Source organism: Sphingomonas sp. P3_C6, assembly GCF_056402595.1.
In genome coordinates, this window is sequence record NZ_JBFUHB010000001.1 from 455,514 (window position 1) to 474,305 (window position 18,792).

Genomic DNA, 18,792 nt, shown 5'->3' on the forward strand with positions numbered 1-18,792 from the left:
ATGGATAGTCTGGTTCCGACGCGCGCGTGTCGGGTTCGTCGGCTTGCGCTGGGTACGAGCGCAATTGCCAGTGTCCTGCTCTCGGCGGCGCCCGCCTTCGCGCAATGCATGCCGGATCCGACCCAGGTGGGCGGCACGACCAACTGCGTCGGCACCGATACCGATGGCCTGCGTGTCACCACGAACAACACGACCGTGCGGATCGCGCCGTCCGCCGTCGTCACTGCCATCGGTGCGCCGGCCATCGTCATCGAAATGCCTGTTGCCAGCTACCCCTATCAGCGTGTCGCGACCGTCTCGGTTGCCGGGCGCGTTGACGGCGGCGGTCAGGCGGGGATCAGCCTCCTTTCGGGCGCAGTCGGGGCTGGCTCCTTCGACTTCAACAGCACCAGTCTGACGTTGAACGTCGCCGAAGGTGGAACAGTGACCGGCACCAACGGTGTGACCGTGGGCCAGAGCGTCGGCAACAGCTTCGCGTCGGCGCTGGCGACCATCGACAATGCCGGCAGTATCACGGGAACGAGCGGCATCGCGCTCCTGTCGACTGCGCCCAGCGTTGCTGGTTTCAGCTCGATCATTAATCGCGCGACGGGTTTCATCGGCGCGATCTCAGCGCCCGTTGGCACATTGACGAATGCCGGCACCATCAATGGCGGCGGCTTGAGTGCCATCGAATTCGCCTTTGCCAATATTGGCGGTCCAGTTCCTGCTCCGATCACCAATTCGGGGATTATCCGCTCCACCAGCAGTGCGGCAACGATCGCGAAAATAAGCTTCCTTCAGGCAATCACGAACAGTGGGTCTGTCATCAATGATGGTACTGGGCCGGCACTTGACGGTGGCAGCATCAATGTGACCAACGCGGCCGGAGGGCGGATTGCGACGATCGGCACCACTGCCATCAATGCGACCGACTCCCTGAGGCTGACCAATGCCGGGCTGATTTCCGGAAACATCTTCATCGGCACGACGGGCAGCTTTGGCCAGGCCAGCACGGTCGACTCGGCCAATGGTGTGATTGCCGGCAACGTGACGTTCGGCAGCGGCGCCGACTATCTCGTCGCACGCTATACGGGCGGACGGACACCGAGCACTGGCATCACCGGTGCGATCGACGGTGGCGACGGAATCGACACCGTTCAAATCCGCTTCGATACCGATACCTCGGTGACGACGCCGATAGATCTTTTGCCCAATTTCGAACGTCTCGGGCTGGCGCCGGCGGCCGGAGTCACCGCGACGCTGGAAGCAGGTTTTCTCGGGACCACGACGATCGAGGCCGCCGGGGCTGGCAAGATCGTCAATCGAGGGACGATTCGCACCGCCGGCCAGGCGGTGGTCACGTCATTTTCCGCGGACTCTGTACAATTTTCTAACGAAGGGACAATCGAGAGCGCCGTCGTCGGGCCAGATCTCTTTGGCCTGACCTTCTATTCGTCCGGCGATGTCGCCAATAACGGAACCATCAACACTGCAGGAGACGGTGTTTCCCTGCGGTTCGGAGGCGATTTTTCGAATGCCGGCACGATCACTGCGGGGGGCACCGGAGTATCGTTTTGGGGGCGGAATTTTAACAACCTTGGCGTCATCCGATCGACCGTCGGCACGGCTGTCCAAATTATGTTCTCATCCGGCAGCGACGTATCGAATAGGGGGCGCATTGAGGGCGCGGTCGTCGGGGCAACGCTGTCGGGCAGTCTCGTCAATATGGGTTCGATTCAATCTGCCGGTACGGGGGTGGTACTGCAGTGGAATAGTATCTTGGATAATCGCGCTGGCGGAATCATCAGCGGTGGCCTTGGGGCGATTGGGCCTGGCGTTGACGCCTCCTCCCTCCTCAATGCCTCGGTCGTCAATGCCGGTACGATCAATGGCAATGTGTCCTTGACGGTCCGAGCTTACAGATTCCCAACCAACAACAGCTTCTTCGCGTTGCCGGGCGGTATCCTCAACGGCAATCTCGCCCTCGGGATGGGCGACTATCTGGTGACGGAGTTGGTCAATACCGGAACCGGCCAGTTCGCGGGCATCACGGGGACGGTGACCGCGTCGGGTGCCAATCTGCGTTATCGGGTAAGGACTGACGCGACTGCTGGATTTGGTGTCCCGCAAAGCGGGTTCCAGTCGGTCGCCTATGAACTGTTCGACGATGCCAGCCTGACGCTGGTCGGAACGGCGCCGACGACCATACCGGTCGCTTTTGCTGGTACCGGATCGGTGGATATCACCGCTGATATTACAGTCGGCAATCAACCGGCGATCAGGACTCAGGGGCTGCTCGGTCCTGGCGGCTTCTACGGCACGCCTAACGCGCTTTCGATCACCAGCCGCGGCAATCTGACGCTCGATACGGCCGGTCAGGCTGGCTTTCCCTACGCGATCGTCGCGCTCGGCTCGACAGACAAGTTCACGAATGCCGGCACGATCACGTTGCGAGATGCGCAGGCCAGCGACACCTCGACCATCGCGGCGATCGCCGGGGGGAACGCTGTCACCAACAGCGGAACGATCGCGTTGAACAACGGTGTCGCCGTTCGCTATGCTACTAATTTCACGAACACCGGCACGATCACGCAACTCGGCGGCGGCGGCGTCGCTCGTGGGGTGGAGAATATCTCGACAGTTGCCAACAGCGGGGCGATCTCGGTCAGCGGCGTAGCGGTGTTCTTTGATTACAATAGCTACAACGGATCGCTGCAGAATTCCGGTACGCTCGCCAGTACCGGCAGCAGCGCGGTTCGCGCGAGCACCCAGATATCCATGACCAATCTCGCTGGGGGCGTTATCAGGTCCGCAGTGCAGCCGGCGGTGCAAATGAGTGGCGGTGTCCTCGCTAACGCGGGCAGCATCATCGGCGATGTCGATCTTGCCTACACTTCCTATGGCGGCGTTTGGTTTGGTAACGGGACCTATATCGCGCAGGGCGGCTCGCTCACAGGCAATCTGCGCTTCGGCTCGGCCGACGATCTGTTCCTTGAAACCGGAGGTAGCACGGGCGTCAGCGGGGTCATCGATGGTGGTGCCGGCTTCGATACTTTCGGCCATTCGCGCTCGGCCAGCGGCACCGTGACTCTCGGGGCTGTCCAGGCGATCAACTTCGAGGCCGAATATGTTGAGGCGCTTGGGGCGGACACCACCGTCACCACGACGGCCGCAGGTCCGCTCATGGGCGACCTCTATCTGGGCGGTGACGGCAACATCGTGAACGGCGTCGATATAACGGGTGGCCTGATTACCCAGCGGCCCTCGGGATATTACTTGCCCTATTCCGGCGTGCAGATGCTCGAGTCCCTCACCAACAAGGCGACCGTCCAGGGTCATATCCTCGCGACCACCCACAGCTTCTCGAACAGCGGCACAGTCGGATCTGCGGCGCTGCGTGCTTCCGCAGTCGAGATCGAGTCGAGCGGTCGGCTCGCCTTTGCCAACAGCGGAAGGATCACGTCAGGGGCGAGTACGGTCTCGGTCTATTTGAGAGGTGCCGACGTCAACACGCTCAGCGTGACGAACTCAGGTATCATCGAAGGCGGCGGGTTGATCGGCGAGCTCGGCTCCACGTCGGCCGCGACGCTGACCGTCGACAACAGCGGCACGATCACGTCAAACGGTCTGGTCTCTACAGGCGTGGGCCTTCTGGATTATGCGGCGGGCACGCAGTTCTCGGTCACCAACAGCGGCACGATCCAGGCCAATGATGGTGGCGTGGTGTCCAGGAACCCCTTTCCCTGGCAGATCGGGACCTTCACTCTTCCCGCTTTCGGCATTCATGTCGAAGGCGATGCCAGCGCCGCGGCCACGATCACGAACGCGGCAACCGGCATCGTCGAGGCGAAGGGCCCTCTTTCCACCGCCATCACGACGGCAGGTCCGGCGCTGGTGCTCGACAACGCCGGCACGATCACCGGCGGCGCGGGAAGCACGCTTGCGGCCAATGACGGCTATGCCATAACCGCCGGCACCACCTATCTTGCCGGGGCGATCCAGTCGCTCGGCTCCGTGGCGGACAGCATCACGAACAGCGGCACGATCACCGGCTCGATCGATCTTGGCGGCGGAGACGATCGCATCGTCAACACCGGTACGATCAACGGCAACGTTTTCCTTGGCGCCGGAAACGACACGTTCACGCAGCGCGCCAGCGCGACCTTGATCGGTACGGTTGATGCCGGTGCGGGCGTCGATACCTTCATCGTCGATGCGACTGGCGGCGGTGCGATCAACGGCGATCAGTTCGTCAATTTCGAGCGCTTCATGCAGACCGGTAATGGCTCTGTCGCCTATTCCGGCACCTTTGCCTTCAACACGATCGACGTATCGGGTGGTACGGTAAGCGTGGCGGAGGGGGAGACCCTCACCAGTGCCGGCGCGATCACGATCAGTGGTGGCGCTGGCAGTGAATCGGTCATCAACAACGGCACCATCGCCGGCGGCGTGGATCTCGACGGCGGCAGCGACAATGTCGTCAACAACGGCCTTATCGGCGGCTCGGTCGCGCTCGGCAGCGGCGACGACAGCTTCACCGAAGGCGCGGGCAGTCATGTGGCCGGCCTGGTCGATGGCGGCGCCGGCACCGACACCTATCGTGTCGTCCTGGCGGGCGATCGTAGCGGCATCGGCCAGCGCAGCAATTTCGAGCAGTTGGTGCTTACCGGCACCGGCACCCTCTCGCTTGGCCTAGACCAGAATTTCGCGTCGGTGACGCTGGCCGGGACCAGCCTCTCCGCGCGGCTCAATGGGTTCACGATCGGCCAGGTCACCGGCAGCGACGCTGCCGAGACGCTGGCGGTCGATGGCGATGTGGGTGCGGCGGCGCTGGGCGGAGGCAACGATCTGCTTGCGCTCGGGACGAACCGTGCCACCGGCCAGTATGACGGCGGCCTTGGGCTCGATACACTGCAGTTCGATGGCACCGGCCCTGTGACGCTGGCCGGGAGCGCCACCGGTTTCGAACGTGTGGCGCTCGCCGGTAACGCGCTGACCGTGCAGGGCGCGCTCGGCACCGTCAGCGGCCAGCTCTCCTTCGGCGACGGCGATCAGGCGCTGACCCTCGCCGCCGGCGGTGTGCTTGCTGGTACGGTCGATCTCGGCGCGGGTAACGACAGTTTCCGCTGGTCCGCGAGTGGTATCGTGCAGGGACCGGTCAGCGGCGGGACCGGAACGGACAGCCTCATTCTCGAGCTGGCAACCGACACGACGCTCTCCGGCAACACGGTGCGCGACTTCGAGATATTGTCAGCCGAAGGCAGCGCGACGCTGACCCTGACCGATGCCTTCGCCCTGGACCGCCTGAACCTGGCCGGCAACCTGACGGTAGCGACCGGCGCGTCGCTGGCTGCCGGGCAGCTCCGGTTCGGCGCGGGCGACAATCGCTTCATCATTGATGGCGTCTTCAGCGGCTCCGTCGACGGTGGCGCCGGCACGGACAGCATCCAGCTATCCGGTGGAAGCCAGGCCGTGCCCGTGGCGTTCGGCTCGATCGCCAATGTCGAAAGCTTCGGCATGACGGGCGGCTTCGCCACGATCGCCGGCACCGGCTCCTTCGGCACGATGCACCTCGGCGGCGGTCGGCTCGTCGGGCTTGCCGGATCGGTGATCACGGCGCCACAGATCATGGTGGGTGCGGGGGCAACCTTCGGCTCGGCCGGTACGGTAAACGGTAATGTCGTCGTCGTCGGCACGCTCAGTCCCGGCGCATCGCCGGGCACGATGACGGTGAACGGCAACGTGTCGCTTAGCGGTGGATCGACCTCGATATTCGAATTCACGCCGACGATCTCGGACAAGCTGCTGGTCAACGGCACCCTCACCATCGCGAACGGCGCCACCCTGCAGCTTGTCGGGACCCAGGCGGTTACCCCCGGCGCGACGGTTGACCTCATCGTCGCCAGTGATGGTATCACCGGCAGCTACGCCAATGTCGTGAGGCCGACTTCGCTGTTCGGCTTCGTGGTTCAGGATGCCAAGCGCATTCAGCTCGTCGGACAGTTCCTGAGCGACGCGCGCTTCTCGCCACAGGTCCAGCGCAGCATCAGCTATGTGAATGCGGTGCTGACGGGTGGCCAGGCGAAGGCCGGTTTGCTCGCGGCGCTGCCAAAGTTGATGAACGGGTCCGGCACCAATCCGGGCGCGTTCGCGGAGATCACGCCCGAAGCCTATGCCTCGGTACGTCAGCTCGGGGTGCAGAACGGCCTCACCCTGGCGGATGCCGGACGCGGAGATGGCTTCGCGGCCTATGACGATACGCCCGGCTTCTTCACCTTCGGCAGCGGTCTTGCGACGACGCACTCTCTCGCGTCCGATGCGGGCCGCGGGACCGCTCGCGCGCAGACCAATGGTTATGGCTTTCTCGGCGGCATTGGCTGGGGCAGCAGCGATTGGGCGGTCGGCGTCTTTGCCGGTTATCTCGACAATCGCCAGCGGATCGAGGGACTCGGTGCGCAGACTGACGCCGACGGCGCCGTGGTCGGCGTTCATGGTCGCGTGGCCAGTGGCGCTTTCGGGCTCAAGGCGACCATGGCCTATGACGGTGGATCGGCCACGACGCGGCGGGTGGTGCCCGGCGGCATGGCGATCGGCCATTACGGACTGCACGGCTGGACCGGCGACATCTTCGTCGACTACGCGATGCCGCTCGGTCGGCAATGGGCCGTCGTCCCCAGCCTCGGTGCGACCGTGATCCGCTCCACGCGCGGCGCGACTAGCGAGAGTGGCGGCAGCCCGTTCGCCCTGGAGGTCGCGCGCAGCCGAGATACGGCCGCTTTCGTCGATGGCGCGGTGACCTTCCGCCGCAACAGCCAGTCTGATGCGACGGTCAGGCCCTATCTGACGGTCGGTATTCGTTATCAGGCAGAGGGTCGCGGCACCGACGCGCTGGCCGCCATGGGCGGCGGTGGCTACGGACTGCTTGCTGAAGGTGCGTCGCGTGCGCCCGTGGTCGCCACGGCAACCTTGGGCGGCGACATCGCACTGTCCTCGCGGCTCGCGCTGTTCGGTGCACTCGGTGGCCAGCTCGGCACGGGTGATCGTCGTGGCGAGGGCAGGGCCGGGTTGCGGCTGAGTTTCTGATCTAGCCCGCAGGTCGTGCGCTTGGGAACGCCTGCGCGGCAAGACCCGCGAGTCCGGAATGCGCTGACGGCTGTCATAAGCCAATCATTCCCCATCCTTCCGATGAAATTCCCGCCTAAAGAATCCCCCCTTGCAGCCGTTCTCCCAGACGAAGCTTCAAGGGTTGAATCATGGCGGGCACCTCCATCTCGAACACGCTCGGCGCCGGGTCAGGTGTGGACTTCGTTGCCCTGGCCAACCAGCTCGTCGACGCGCAATTCGCGACCAAGCTGAAGAGCCTCACTGCCAGCGATACGAAGCTCACCACGCAGATCTCAGGCGCGGGGCAGATCAAGGGCGGCATCACCGCCTTTTCGACCAGCCTGACCACCCTCATCAAGGGTGGCTCGCTGATGACTCAACCAACCAGCTCGAACACCTCGATCGTCAAGACGAGCGCATTGCCCGGCGCGAAGCTCACCGGTTTTTCCGGCTCGATCGAGGTGCGCCAGCTCGCCACCGCCCAGTCCGCCGCGACCGGGCCGATCGCCGACAAGGCGGCGCCGGTCGGCACCGGCATGCTCACCCTCACGCTCGGCACCGCCACCGTTGCCGACGGCGCGATGACGGGTTTCACCGCCGGCAGCGGCACCCCGATCAACATCGCGATAACCTCGACCAACAACAGCCTCACCGGCGTCGCCGCCGCGATCAATGCGCGCAACGCCGGGGTCACCGCCTCGATCGTCAGCGATGGCGATGGTTCGCGGCTGGTGCTGAAGGGCAGCACCGGCACGACCCAGGCCTTCACGCTCACCGCCACCGAGAATCAGGGGTCCGAGGGCCTCTCGGCGCTCAATGTCGGCGTCGGGGCGACCGGCACGACCATCGGCAGCACTGCGAAAGACGCGATCGTCGCGGTGGACGGCGTCGCGGTGAAGCGCCCGACCAACTCGATCAAGGATCTCATCGACGGCGTCCAGCTCGATCTGGTCGGCGCCTCGGTCGGCACCAATGTGACGCTCGGCAACAGCCCGGCCAGTGCCGACATCACCGAGGCCGTCTCCAATTTCGTCGAGACCTACAATCAGATCCTGGCGGTCATCAAGGCGCAGACCGATTCGAAGACCGGCACGCTCGGTGCGGATCCGGCCACGAAATCGCTTACCCGCGTGCTGGCGCAGCTCACCGTGACCCGGCTGGTGCCCGGCAGCGCCACCGACGGGCCGACGACGCTCGCCGATATCGGCGTCGCCACCAACCGGGACGGCACGCTGTCGGTCAATGCCGACCGGCTCACTGCCGCGCTGGCCAAGAATCCGGCGGCGGTCGAGGCGCTGTTCGCCGACGGGACGGGCGCGTCCGGCAAGGGCCTGGGCGGCGCGCTCGCCGCGATCACCGACAATGCGACCAATGCCAAATACGGCCTCGGGGCCAGCGTCGACCGCTATACCAAGGCGCAGGCGGACAACGCCGACGCGCAGGACAAGATCACCGATCAGGAAGACAAGCTCCGCACCCGCCTGACCGCGCAGTTCGCCGCGACGGATGCGCGCATCGCTGCCTACAAGGCGACCCAGGATTATATGAAGCAGCAGGTCGACGCCTGGAACGCGAAGGGATGAGCAACTACGCCAGCGCCCTGCGCGACCCCGACGCCACCTATCGCCAGATCGATCTGGTCGGCCGCACCGCCCAGGCGGACGGCCCGGCCCTGGTCCAGCTCCTGTACGAGGAGGCGATCCACGCGCTCCGCGCCGCCGCCTGGGCCACGGAGAATCAACAGGCTAGGACCAAGAGCGACAAGGTGACGCGCGCCACCGCGATCATGTTCGCGCTCGAGGCGAATCTCGATCACGACGCAGGCGGCGATGTCGCCCAGACTCTGGCCAGGCTCTATGCCGGCGCGCGCCGCATGGTCGTCGACGCCAGCATCGGCAGCGATCCGGCCCCGTTCCGTGAAGTCGCGTCGATGCTGGAGGAGATCGGCCAGGCCTGGCGCAGCGCCCGCGCCGCCTGAGACGGTCCACATTGCCGCGTCGTTAACCAAATTGTGACCCGCCCGGCCCTAGGGTCGCGACCGTAACAACAGGGCAGCCCAGATGGATATTTTCGGCAGGCTGGATGCAGTGTCACCGCCGCGCGGGCCGGTGCGGACGATCCTCGCGGTCGACGACAGCCGGACCAATCTCGGCGTCATCGGCCGCCGGCTCGGGCATCTCGGCTATCTCACCATATTGTGCGACAATGGCGCCGAGGCGCTCGATCTCATCACGGCGCGCGGTTTCGATCTGGTCCTGCTCGACATGGTCATGCCGCGCATGTCCGGCGTGCATGTGCTCAGCGAGATTCGCGGCAGCCGCGACACCGTCGACCTGCCCGTCATCATGCTCACGGGCCGGAGCGACCCGTCTGCGGCGGTGGAGGCGCTGGCTGCCGGTGCCGACGACCATATCGCCAAGCCCTTCGCCTTCGAGGTGCTCGCCGCGCGGATCGAGCGGGTGCTGGCCCGCGCCCGGCACATCGCCGAACTGAAGCGCTCCAACGCGACGCTCGATGCCCGTATCGCCGCGCGCGCGATGGAACTCGGCGAGGCGAAGTCGGCCCTGGCCGCCACCCGCGCCGACCGGCAGCGGCTGATCGCCTCGATCCAGGCGCTCAACGACGAGGTCGAGCGCCTCAGCGCCCAGGCCGGCTGACCCGTCCCGTCCCCTGGCGCGTCATCCGCGCCCGAACCAGTGCTTGCGCACGAAATAGATGATGATTCCGATCGAGATCACGGTGCATCCGGCCATGATCGCGTCGAATGCCCAGGGCTCTTCCGCATAGGGCAGGCCCTTCACGTTCATCCCGTACAGGCCGGTGATGAAGGTCAGGGGCAGGAAGATCATCGCTGCGATCGAGATGATCAGTGAGCGGCTGTCGATCTGTTCCGCGCGAAGGTCGGTCAGCGCCTCGTGCATCAGCGCGGCCCGTTCGCGAATGCTCTCGAGTTCCTCCGCCATGCGCGCGGCGCGGTCGGCGGCGGCGCTGAGATGGAGCCGGTCGTCGTCCTGCAGCCAGTCGCACGGCAGCGCCGCCAGCTTCTCCAATGCCGTCCGCTGCGGTGCGAGGAACCGCCGATAGCCGATCGCCGCGACTCGAACCTTGGTGACGTTGCGGCGCAGCTCGAACACCTTGTCGGCATCGAGATCGGCCTCGCAATCGTCCAGCACATCGCCCAGATCGGCGACTTCGGGATCGAGGTTGCGGGTGATGGCCGTGGCGAACTCCGCGATCAGGTCGCCGGGATCATGGATCTGCCCGCCCTCGATCGTCTCGATCACGTCGTCGACCGCGATCAGCGCCCGCCTTGTGACCGAGATCACCCGCCCCTTCGTCGCCCAGATCCGCACCGAGGCAAGCGGTTCGGAGGTCAGCGTCTCCTCGCTCGACCGCCCGCGCATGTTGAGGAAAGCGCCGTCACCCAGCGCATCGCAGCGCGGCCGGGTCTCGGTGGCGGTCAGCGCATCGACGATATAGTCGGGCGCCTTGGCATCGTCGGTCAGCCAGGCCTGGGCATGCTCGTTATTGGTGGTCAGATGTACCCAGATCAGGTCGGCATCGCTCTCCAGCGCCTGCTTGATCTCGATCCGCTCGGCCTTCCGGTTACAGACGCGATAGGCGAAACCGCTCATGCCAGCTCCATATAGATCGTCAGTCCCGGACCGGGCTCAACCGGCGAGTGGCTGCAAAGGGTCCGTGCCGCATCCGCTCGTGCCCGCTCCAGAATGACGGCGGGCACGTCGGCGCGGTGGTAGATGTGGTCGGCCAGGCCGATCAGCCGTGCCTCGCCGATGGTGAGATCATCCGGATCGATCGAGCGCAGGCGGATCGTCACCAGCCGGTCGTGGGTCGCGGTATCGCCGGCCGCCAGCCATTGGCCTACCGCATCCGCGGTCGCGGCCAGCGGATCGAGTGCGCCGCCGCTCGCCAGCGCGGCGCCGAGCGCGCGCCGGCGGTCATCGATCAGCGGCAGTTTTCGCCGAAGGTCGGTGCGCGCGCGATGCAGCGCGTCGGCCAGTCTGCCCAGGCTTGCCGGCAGGATCGTCTCGAGTCGTTGGCGGAGCGCGGCGGCCAATCCGGCCGAGGCCCCACCCGTGCCGATCGCGACCAGCACCGGGTCTCGGTCGATGATCGCGGGCAGGGTGAAATCGCACCAGTCGGGCCGGTCGACCGCGTTGACCAGGATGCCGCGCGCCTTCAGCCGAGCGACGGCCTGTCCGGCAAGCGCTTCGTCCGATATCGCCACGATCGCCAGCGCCGCATCGACACCCTCGTCGCCGATCGCCGCGCCTGCGCGCTCCAGCAGCCGCCGTTTCGCGTCGGCCGCTTCGCCCTCGCCCAGCAGGATCACCTGCCGGCCCGCCAGCCGCACGAACAGCGGCAGGCTGTGCAGGGTCACGCGGTCAGCCACTCCGGCAGGCGCTCGGCGGCGATGATCGTCTCGGGCTCGATCCGGTCGGCGACGACGGCGAACTTGTCACCATCCACCATCACCTCGGGCACCAGCGCACGGCTGTTATAGGTGCTGGCCATGGTCGCGCCATAGGCGCCGGCGGTGCGGAATATGGCGAGATCGCCCGACTTCACCGCGTCGATCTCGCGCGCCATGGCGAAGGTGTCGCCGCTCTCGCACACGGGCCCCGCGATATTGGCGATCATCTTCTCGCCGGTCGGGCGGACCGCGGCGAAATCATGCCAGGCATCGTACAGCGCCGGGCGCGCCAGGTCGTTCATCGCGGCGTCGACGATGACATAGGGATTGGTCACGCCGGGCTTTACCCAGATCACCTTGGTGAGGAGGATGCCGGCATTGCCGGCGATCACGCGGCCTGGCTCGAACATCAGCATGACGTTCCAGCCCTTGGTCACCCGGGCGACCATCGCACCATATTCGGCCGGGCTCGGCGGGTTGTCGCCCGCCTTGTACGGCACGCCGAGCCCGCCGCCGAGATCGACCCGCTCGATCGGGTGGCCGGCGGCACGGAGCTGCGCGACCAGTTCGCCCACGCGCCGATAGGCCGCTTCGAGCGGGGCGAGGTCGAACAGCTGGCTGCCGATATGGATGGCGATGCCGCGCATCGCGAGGCCGGGCAGGGCGGCGAGCCGGCCGAAGATGGCCGGCGCCTGGTCGATCGGCACGCCGAACTTGTTCTCGCGCTTGCCGGTCGAGATCTTGGCATGAGTGCCGGCATCGACATCGGGATTGACGCGCAAGGTCGCGTTGGCGCGGATGCCCATCGCGGCGGCAAGGCCGGACAGCGCCTCGCCTTCTTCCTCGAGCTCGAGGTTGAACTGGCCAAGGCCGGCATCGAGTGCACGCAGCAGCTCGACCCGCGTCTTGCCGACACCGGAGAAGACGACGTCCTCCGCCTTCATGCCGGCGGCGAGCGCGCGCGACAGCTCGCCGCCCGAGACGACGTCGGCGCCATAGCCTTCGTCGGCCAGCACCTTGAGCACGGCGAGATTGGGATTGGCCTTGATCGCATAGGCGAAATGGGCGCGTTCGACGCCTGCCAGTCCCTCACGGAACACGCGGGCATGCCGCGTCAGCGTCGCGCGCGAATAGACATAGACCGGTGTGCCGACCGTGTCGGCGATGCGTTCCAGCGGAACGCCTTCGGCGTGCATCGCGCCGTCGATAATACTGAAATGGTCCATGGTCTCAATTCGGCGGGAGGTCGAAATCGTCGCTGCGCCTGCTCTCTGAGCTCCTCAGAAGGTCGTCGCTGCGGGCGGGGCGCGCCTGGTTGCTCGGTTTGAGCAACTGCTGGGGCGTCGGTTTCTCCTTTGCCCCATAAGGCGCCATCGGCAGGGATTCGCCCTTTTGCGGCCTCAGGTCGTTGCGCACGCCGCAGCCCGACAGGGCCGTCGCGGCCAGCGCCGCACCCAGGATGATGGCGAGCCTCATGATCCGCTTTCCTTTCTCGCCGCGGCGATCGCGTCGCGTACCCGTGCCGGCGCCGTGCCCCCGAAGCTGATCCGGCTGGCGACCGACGCATCGACGCTGAGCACGTCATAGACGCGTTGGTCGATCCGCGCATCGATTGCCTGCAGGTCGCCCAGCGGAATCCTGTCGAGCGCGATGCCGGCCTCTTCGGCGAGCTTCACGGCGCGGCCGGTGATGTGATGGGCCTCGCGGAACGGCACGCCCGCCTCGCGCACCAGCCAGTCGGCCAGGTCGGTCGCGGTGGAGAAGCCGGCCTCGGCCAGGCCGCGCATGCGGTCGGTGCGGAAGGTCGCGCTCTCGACCATGCCGGTCATTGCCGCGATCGACAGGCCAAGCAGGTCATGCGCCTCGAACACTGGCGGCTTGTCGTCCTGCATGTCCTTCGAATAGGCGAGCGGCAGACCCTTCATGGTGATCATCAGCGCGGTCAGGCAGCCGATGATCCGGCCCGAATGGCCCCGCACCAGCTCGGCCGCATCCGGATTGCGCTTCTGCGGCATGATCGACGACCCGGTCGACCATTGATCGGACAGGGAGACGAAGCCGAAGGGCTGCGACGCCCAGAGGATGAACTCTTCGGCCAGCCGCGACAGGTGCAGCGCGCATTGCGCCGCGGCCGTCAGATATTCGATCGCGAAGTCGCGGTCGGACACGCCGTCGAGCGAGTTGCGCATCGGCCCGTCGAAACCGAGCGCCGCCGCCGTCATCTCCCGGTCGATCGGAAAGCCGGTGCCGGCAAGCGCGGCCGAGCCGAGCGGCGACCGGTTCATCCGAACGCGGGCATCGGCAAAGCGCCCCCGGTCGCGCGCGATCATTTCATGATAGGCCATCAGATGATGGCCGAGCGTCACCGGCTGCGCGCTCTGCAGATGGGTGAAGCCGGGCATCACGCTGGCGGCATGTTCCTCGGCGCGATTCAGCAGCGCCTGCTGGAAATGCGCAAGGCCGGCATCGACCGAGTCGATCGCGTCACGCACCCACAGGCGGAAATCGGTCGCGACCTGGTCGTTGCGGGACCGGGCGGTGTGCAGCCGGCCGGCCGCCGGGCCGATCGCCTCCGCCAGTCGCGCCTCGGTCTGCATATGGATGTCTTCGAGGGCGAGATCCTCGGCGACGCCGTTCGCTTCATAATCGGCCGCGACCGTGTCGAGCCCGGCGACGATCGCCGCGACATCGTCAGCCGAGACGATGCCCTGGGCGCCGAGCATGGCCGCATGCGCCCTGGATCCCGCGACATCCTGTTTCCACAGGCGCTTGTCGAACGGGATCGAGGCATTTATCTCGCGCATTACCGCTGCCGGCCCTTCGGCGAAGCGGCCGCCCCACATGGCATTGGATCGGTCCGACATGTCCTTCCGCTCGACGATCGTATCTCTCCTGGCCACCGGGCTGCTGATCGGCGGCTGCGATAGGCAAGTCTCCGCGCCGGAGCAAGCAAAGCCCTCGCCGGCCGTACCGGCAACACCGGCAAGCCCCGCCGGCGCCGATCAGGCCAAGTCCGATACCATCGGCACGCTCGACCGCACCCACAAGGGAGAGGCGGCGCCGACGGTCGCGTTCCAGGATCCGGCGGGCAAGCCGGTGACGATGGCCGCCTTTGCCGGCAAGCCGGTGCTGCTCAACCTCTGGGCAACCTGGTGCGCGCCCTGCGTCGCCGAAATGCCCACGCTCGACAAGCTCGCCGGCACGATGAAGGTCGTGGCGGTCAGCCAGGATCTTGGCGGTGCCGAAAAGGTCGGGCCGTTCTTCGCCAAGACCGGCCTGAAGCAGCTCCAACCCTATCTCGACCCGAAGGTCGGCCTCAGCGTCACGCTGAATGCGGAGCTGCCGACCAGCATCCTGTACGATTCGACAGGCCATGAAGTGTGGCGGATGACGGGCGGCATGGACTGGACCACGCCAACCGCGCGCACGTTGCTCGCCGAGGCGCGCTGATCCGGCAATCCGGCCGCGGCCATCGGCACCGGTCATACGGCATCGCGCCTTCGCGAGGTCACGGAAATATAGACCCCAATTTGTGCGGCGCACGACGTGTAGCCGCTGCCGCTGTCGTGCCCGAAGCCGATAGGGCCGAATCGTGCCATTTTTGCATCAGGGTCAGACTTACCAGGGCAAACTGGTCAGCGACTCGCTTGACGACCGTCTGAAGCGACCGTAGGAACGTCGCGATTCCCGATCCTATATCATATCAAATAATAAATAGATCGGCTCGGGGGTTGAGAGGATAACCAGTCTGAAAGGGGGAGCGAGATGCGATTCTCGTCCAAGATCAAAGTGAGCGGTTCCGTGATTGCACTAACGGCGGCGATGGTTTTCGCGCCGGGTATCGCCTTCGCGCAGAACACGCCCTCGACCACGCAAAGAGCGACGGCTCCGGCCGAAGACATGACGCTGCCGCAGGAAACCCTGTCGGATGGTTCCGCGTCCGATCTGAGCAAAGACATCGTCGTCACCGGCACCAGCATCAAGGGCGTGGCGCCGATCGGTTCCAACCTCGTGTCTGTCGGCCAGGCAACCATCGAGAAGACCGCGCCGGTCAACGTATCGCAGCTGGTCAACACCGTTCCGGCGATCACGACCTCGGGCTCGCTGGCCCAGGGCGAGAATGCCTATTCCTATTATTCGCCACAGATCCACAGCCTCGCCGGTTCGTCGTCCAACACCACGCTGGTGATCATGGACGGCCTTCGCCTGCCGGGCGGCGGTACCCAGTTCGCCCAGACTGATCCGAACATCATCCCGGTCAGTGCGATCGAGCGTGTCGAGGTTCTCGCCGACGGCGCGTCCTCGGTCTATGGTTCGGACGCGGTCGCGGGCGTGGTGAACTTCATCACCCGTCGCACCTATGACGGCCTCGAGGTGAACGGGCGCTACGGCTTCTCCGACAACTACCACAATTACGACATCAACGGCATCTGGGGCACCAAGTGGGATACGGGCGGCGTCTATATCGCCGGGTCGTACAGCAAGGGCAGCACGCTGATGAACCGGGACCGGCCGTTCGCCAGCCTTGGTGATTTCCGGCCCGTTGGCGGCACCAATACCAACAGCTACGCCTGCAGCCCGCCGACGATCCAGGTTACGGGCCGCGCTGGGGGGCTCCCCAATCCGTCGGGAGTCTATCTGTCGCCGAGTGCTACCACCACGGTCGCCAACACCGCGGTCAACGCCCCGTGCAACAACTCGGTATATGGCGTTCTGGTGCCGGGCCAGTGGCGTGCCAACACCATGATGAAGGTGTATAACGAATTCGGCGACAAGTTCCGCATCACCGCGATGCTGAACTACAACATCCAGAAGACGAAATCGCCCAACGCGCCGGGCACGATCACCAATGCGACCGCCTATGGCTTGGGTCGCGGCATTGCCTCCTACACTGCGCCCAATGGCACGGTAACCGCATTCCCTCAGGTGAACCCGTTCTTCGTGGCACCTGCCGGAACCCCCGACGCCAACCAGGAATCGCTCAGCTGGCTGGCGCTGCGTGACGACGGCAACTACGGCTATGGCGAGTCCGAGGCGGATTCGATCTATGCCACGTTCGTTGCGGAATATGACCTGAGCGACAGCTGGACCGTGAAGTTCAGCGACGCCTTCGGTCGCAACCGTTCCGCGCTCAACACGATCGATGGTTTCTGCAGCTCCTGCGCCTTGCTCGCCCTGAACGGTACGGCACAGCTCAGCGGCAATCCGACGACGAGCGACGTTGCCGGGCAGAACGTGATCGCGCTCAACCTGCCGCTCAACGCGGGCAATGCGCTCGACGTGTGGCGGACCGGTTCGGCCAACCGTACGTCGGCAGCGGTGCTCCGCTCGCTTTATGGAGCCGACAGCCAGAACACGAACTTCAACACGTTCAACCAGATGAAGCTCGACTTCCAGGGCGGCGTCTTCAACCTGCCGGCCGGCGAAGTGAAGGTCGCGTTCGGTGGCGAGCATTACTGGGCGGACGAAGTTCAGAAGATCAACGGTTCCAACGGTACCGGCCCGTCCGTAAACGGCGCGAGCTTCCGCCAGTACATGTACGAGCGCACGGTCAATTCGGCCTATGCGGAAATCGTCGTTCCGGTGATCTCGCCGGACATGGAGATCCCGTTCTTCCGCCGGGTCGACCTGAACGTTTCGGGCCGCTACGACAGCTACAGCGACGTCGGTGACACCACGAACCCGAAGTTCGCGGCGAACTGGGAATTGTTCGAAGGCGTCAAGCTTCGCGGCAACTATGCGACGGCGTTCGTCGCCCCGCCGCTGGCGGTCATCGGCGATCCGACCCAGGGCTATCTCTATGCATCGGGCAGCGTCGGCAACCAGGGCCAGATCGTCGTACCGGTCGCGAACTATCCCAGCATCGTGAACGTGCCGGGCGCCGTCGTGAGCAATACCAGCACTCCCTGCACCGCGGCTGCAGCAACCTGCCAGATCGGCCTGGCTGCCAATCCGGGCATGCGCCGTCAGCTTGGCGGCGGCTTCTCCAACATGGTGCCGCAGAAGGGGACGAGCTATTCGTTCGGCCTCGACCTGGCGCCGCGTTTCATGCCGGGCTTCACGGCAGCGGTCACCTGGTTCCACAACACGTTCGACGGCGGTGTGAGCTCGCCGAGCCCGACCGCGATCGTGAACTCGGCCGGCCTGCGTAACCTGCTCACCATCTGCCCGGGCACCCCGGGGGCGAATGCAGACGGAAGCTGCAGCCAGCAGCAGATCGATACGTTCGCCAACATCGCGAACGGCTCGACCATCTCGGGTGCGATCCCGGAGAAGATCTATTTCTTCCTGGATCAGAGCTCGCGCAATGCCCTCAACCTGATCGTGGAAGGCATCGACTTCCAGGCCAGCTATCGCGCCCCGATCGGCAACCTGGGCAATTTCACGGTTGGCATGAGCGGGACGTACTTCACCAAGTTCCAGCAGAACTTCGGCGGGGGAACCTCGTTCAGCATCCTGAACACCTCGGGCTACAATACGACGTTCCCGTCGGTTCGGTACAAGCACCGCGCTCAGCTCGGCTGGGAACTGGGCGGCATTTCGGCCGACCTGTTCTGGAACCACACCGGATCGTACAAGAACTGGATCAGCACCTCGGTGATCCCGATCACGACGAACTCGGTCGGCAATCCGACGGGCGGTGGCGATACCGTCAAGGCCGACAATACCTTCGACCTTCATCTCCAGTACACGGTGAAGAGCGAGGGCATGTTCAACGGCTGGCAGGCCTATGTCGACGTGAAGAACCTCTTCGACAAGGAACCGCCCTTCTACAACGGCAACACCAACGGCATCCTCGGTGGGGCCTGGGGCTATAACGGGTTCGTATCGAACCCGCTCGGCCGCCAGATCGCGGTGGGTCTGCGTACGAAGTTCTAATCCCCTACATCCCGCCCGCTTCCTTCCGGGGAGCGGGCGGGCCTTTTCTCTACCAAGCGGAACAAGACGGTCATGATTTTCTGCAAGCGGGAAAAGAGGCGCGAGGGGATGATCCCCGGCGCTGGTTTCGCCGCTGTACGACCGTCCGCGAAACGATATTCCAGACCCGGCCAGGCCCGGGCGAGCCACCCGCGCACCTTGGTGGCGGCGCATGCGAATACTCTTCCCTTTCGAATTTACCGCCTGCGCGCCCTGATCGCGCCGATGCGCAGCGATGGCCGCCCCGGAGCGGTTCTTGCGATTACCGCCGATCCTGCCTTTCGGCTGGGTGCGAGCTGGTGACGCCCACGAAAACAATGAAGCGGACGAACAACGTCCACGGAAAAAACGGA

At 65.3% G+C, this 18,792-nt stretch carries 11 protein-coding genes; 6 read left to right on the forward strand and 5 right to left on the reverse strand.

Features of this window, described 5'->3' with window-relative positions; genetic code table 11:
- The first annotated feature begins 108 nt into the window (after positions 1 to 108).
- The 4 genes from AC1DT7_RS02290 to AC1DT7_RS02305 all read left to right on the forward strand — a co-directional run bounded on the left by AC1DT7_RS02290 (position 109) and on the right by AC1DT7_RS02305 (position 9,743).
- Positions 109 to 7,065, forward strand: coding sequence for an autotransporter outer membrane beta-barrel domain-containing protein (locus AC1DT7_RS02290; protein WP_478033923.1), 6,957 nt, complete (start codon positions 109 to 111; stop codon positions 7,063 to 7,065).
- Positions 7,066 to 7,235: 170 nt separating this feature from the next.
- Positions 7,236 to 8,669: a flagellar filament capping protein FliD gene (fliD, locus tag AC1DT7_RS02295; protein ID WP_478033924.1), complete on the forward strand. Its 1,434-nt coding sequence runs from the start codon at positions 7,236 to 7,238 to the stop codon at positions 8,667 to 8,669.
- Entirely contained in the window at positions 8,666 to 9,064 is a 399-nt protein-coding gene (gene fliS / locus AC1DT7_RS02300; protein WP_478033925.1) for a flagellar export chaperone FliS, read from the forward strand. Before fliD ends, fliS begins: the two co-directional genes overlap by 4 nt.
- 82 nt (positions 9,065 to 9,146) lie before the next feature.
- Complete coding sequence (locus tag AC1DT7_RS02305; RefSeq protein WP_478033927.1) at positions 9,147 to 9,743, forward strand: response regulator; 597 nt, start codon at positions 9,147 to 9,149, stop codon at positions 9,741 to 9,743.
- Between the two features lie 21 nt (positions 9,744 to 9,764).
- Here AC1DT7_RS02305 and AC1DT7_RS02310 read toward each other — a convergent pair whose 3' ends face one another.
- From AC1DT7_RS02310 to argH, 5 genes are read right to left on the reverse strand one after another with little or no spacing between them, the layout of a single operon-like run.
- A complete protein-coding gene (locus tag AC1DT7_RS02310; protein ID WP_478033928.1) occupies positions 9,765 to 10,721 on the reverse strand; it encodes a zinc transporter ZntB in 957 nt (318 codons plus the stop codon).
- On the reverse strand, positions 10,718 to 11,488 hold the full coding sequence (locus AC1DT7_RS02315) for a precorrin-2 dehydrogenase/sirohydrochlorin ferrochelatase family protein (protein ID WP_478033929.1): 771 nt from the start codon (positions 11,486 to 11,488) through the stop codon (positions 10,718 to 10,720). Before AC1DT7_RS02315 ends, AC1DT7_RS02310 begins: the two co-directional genes overlap by 4 nt.
- Positions 11,485 to 12,747 (reverse strand): diaminopimelate decarboxylase, encoded by a 1,263-nt coding sequence (gene lysA / locus AC1DT7_RS02320; RefSeq protein ID WP_478033931.1) that lies wholly within the window; start codon positions 12,745 to 12,747, stop codon positions 11,485 to 11,487. Before lysA ends, AC1DT7_RS02315 begins: the two co-directional genes overlap by 4 nt.
- A 4-nt stretch (positions 12,748 to 12,751) precedes the next feature.
- Positions 12,752 to 12,997 carry a hypothetical protein gene (locus AC1DT7_RS02325; RefSeq protein WP_478033932.1) on the reverse strand — a complete coding sequence of 82 codons (246 nt, stop codon included), beginning with the start codon at positions 12,995 to 12,997 and terminating at the stop codon, positions 12,752 to 12,754.
- Positions 12,994 to 14,385, reverse strand: coding sequence for an argininosuccinate lyase (gene argH, locus AC1DT7_RS02330; protein ID WP_478033933.1), 1,392 nt, complete (start codon positions 14,383 to 14,385; stop codon positions 12,994 to 12,996). The genes AC1DT7_RS02325 and argH overlap by 4 nt, the downstream gene beginning before the upstream one ends.
- On the opposite strand from argH, the gene AC1DT7_RS02335 reads away from it, so the two are divergent.
- Positions 14,384 to 14,971, forward strand: a complete 588-nt coding sequence (locus tag AC1DT7_RS02335) for a TlpA family protein disulfide reductase (RefSeq protein WP_478033934.1) — start codon at positions 14,384 to 14,386, stop codon at positions 14,969 to 14,971. The two genes, argH and AC1DT7_RS02335, sit on opposite strands and share 2 nt — an antisense overlap.
- A gap of 351 nt (positions 14,972 to 15,322) precedes the next feature.
- Positions 15,323 to 18,400 carry a TonB-dependent receptor domain-containing protein gene (locus AC1DT7_RS02340; protein ID WP_478033935.1) on the forward strand — a complete coding sequence of 1,026 codons (3,078 nt, stop codon included), beginning with the start codon at positions 15,323 to 15,325 and terminating at the stop codon, positions 18,398 to 18,400.
- Positions 18,401 to 18,792: the final 392 nt, after the last annotated feature.

Bases quoted from the DNA above. Each gene is read 5' to 3' on its own strand.
- AC1DT7_RS02290 (WP_478033923.1), top strand. From the start codon at position 109: ATGCCGGATCCGACCCAGGTGGGCGGCACGACCAACTGCGTCGGCACC.
- AC1DT7_RS02325 (WP_478033932.1), bottom strand. From the start codon at position 12,997: ATGAGGCTCGCCATCATCCTGGGTGCGGCGCTGGCCGCGACGGCCCTG.
- AC1DT7_RS02310 (WP_478033928.1), bottom strand. From the start codon at position 10,721: ATGAGCGGTTTCGCCTATCGCGTCTGTAACCGGAAGGCCGAGCGGATC.
- lysA (WP_478033931.1), bottom strand. From the start codon at position 12,747: ATGGACCATTTCAGTATTATCGACGGCGCGATGCACGCCGAAGGCGTT.
- fliS (WP_478033925.1), top strand. From the start codon at position 8,666: ATGAGCAACTACGCCAGCGCCCTGCGCGACCCCGACGCCACCTATCGC.
- argH (WP_478033933.1), bottom strand. From the start codon at position 14,385: ATGTCGGACCGATCCAATGCCATGTGGGGCGGCCGCTTCGCCGAAGGG.
- AC1DT7_RS02305 (WP_478033927.1), top strand. From the start codon at position 9,147: ATGGATATTTTCGGCAGGCTGGATGCAGTGTCACCGCCGCGCGGGCCG.
- fliD (WP_478033924.1), top strand. From the start codon at position 7,236: ATGGCGGGCACCTCCATCTCGAACACGCTCGGCGCCGGGTCAGGTGTG.
- AC1DT7_RS02335 (WP_478033934.1), top strand. From the start codon at position 14,384: ATGTCCTTCCGCTCGACGATCGTATCTCTCCTGGCCACCGGGCTGCTG.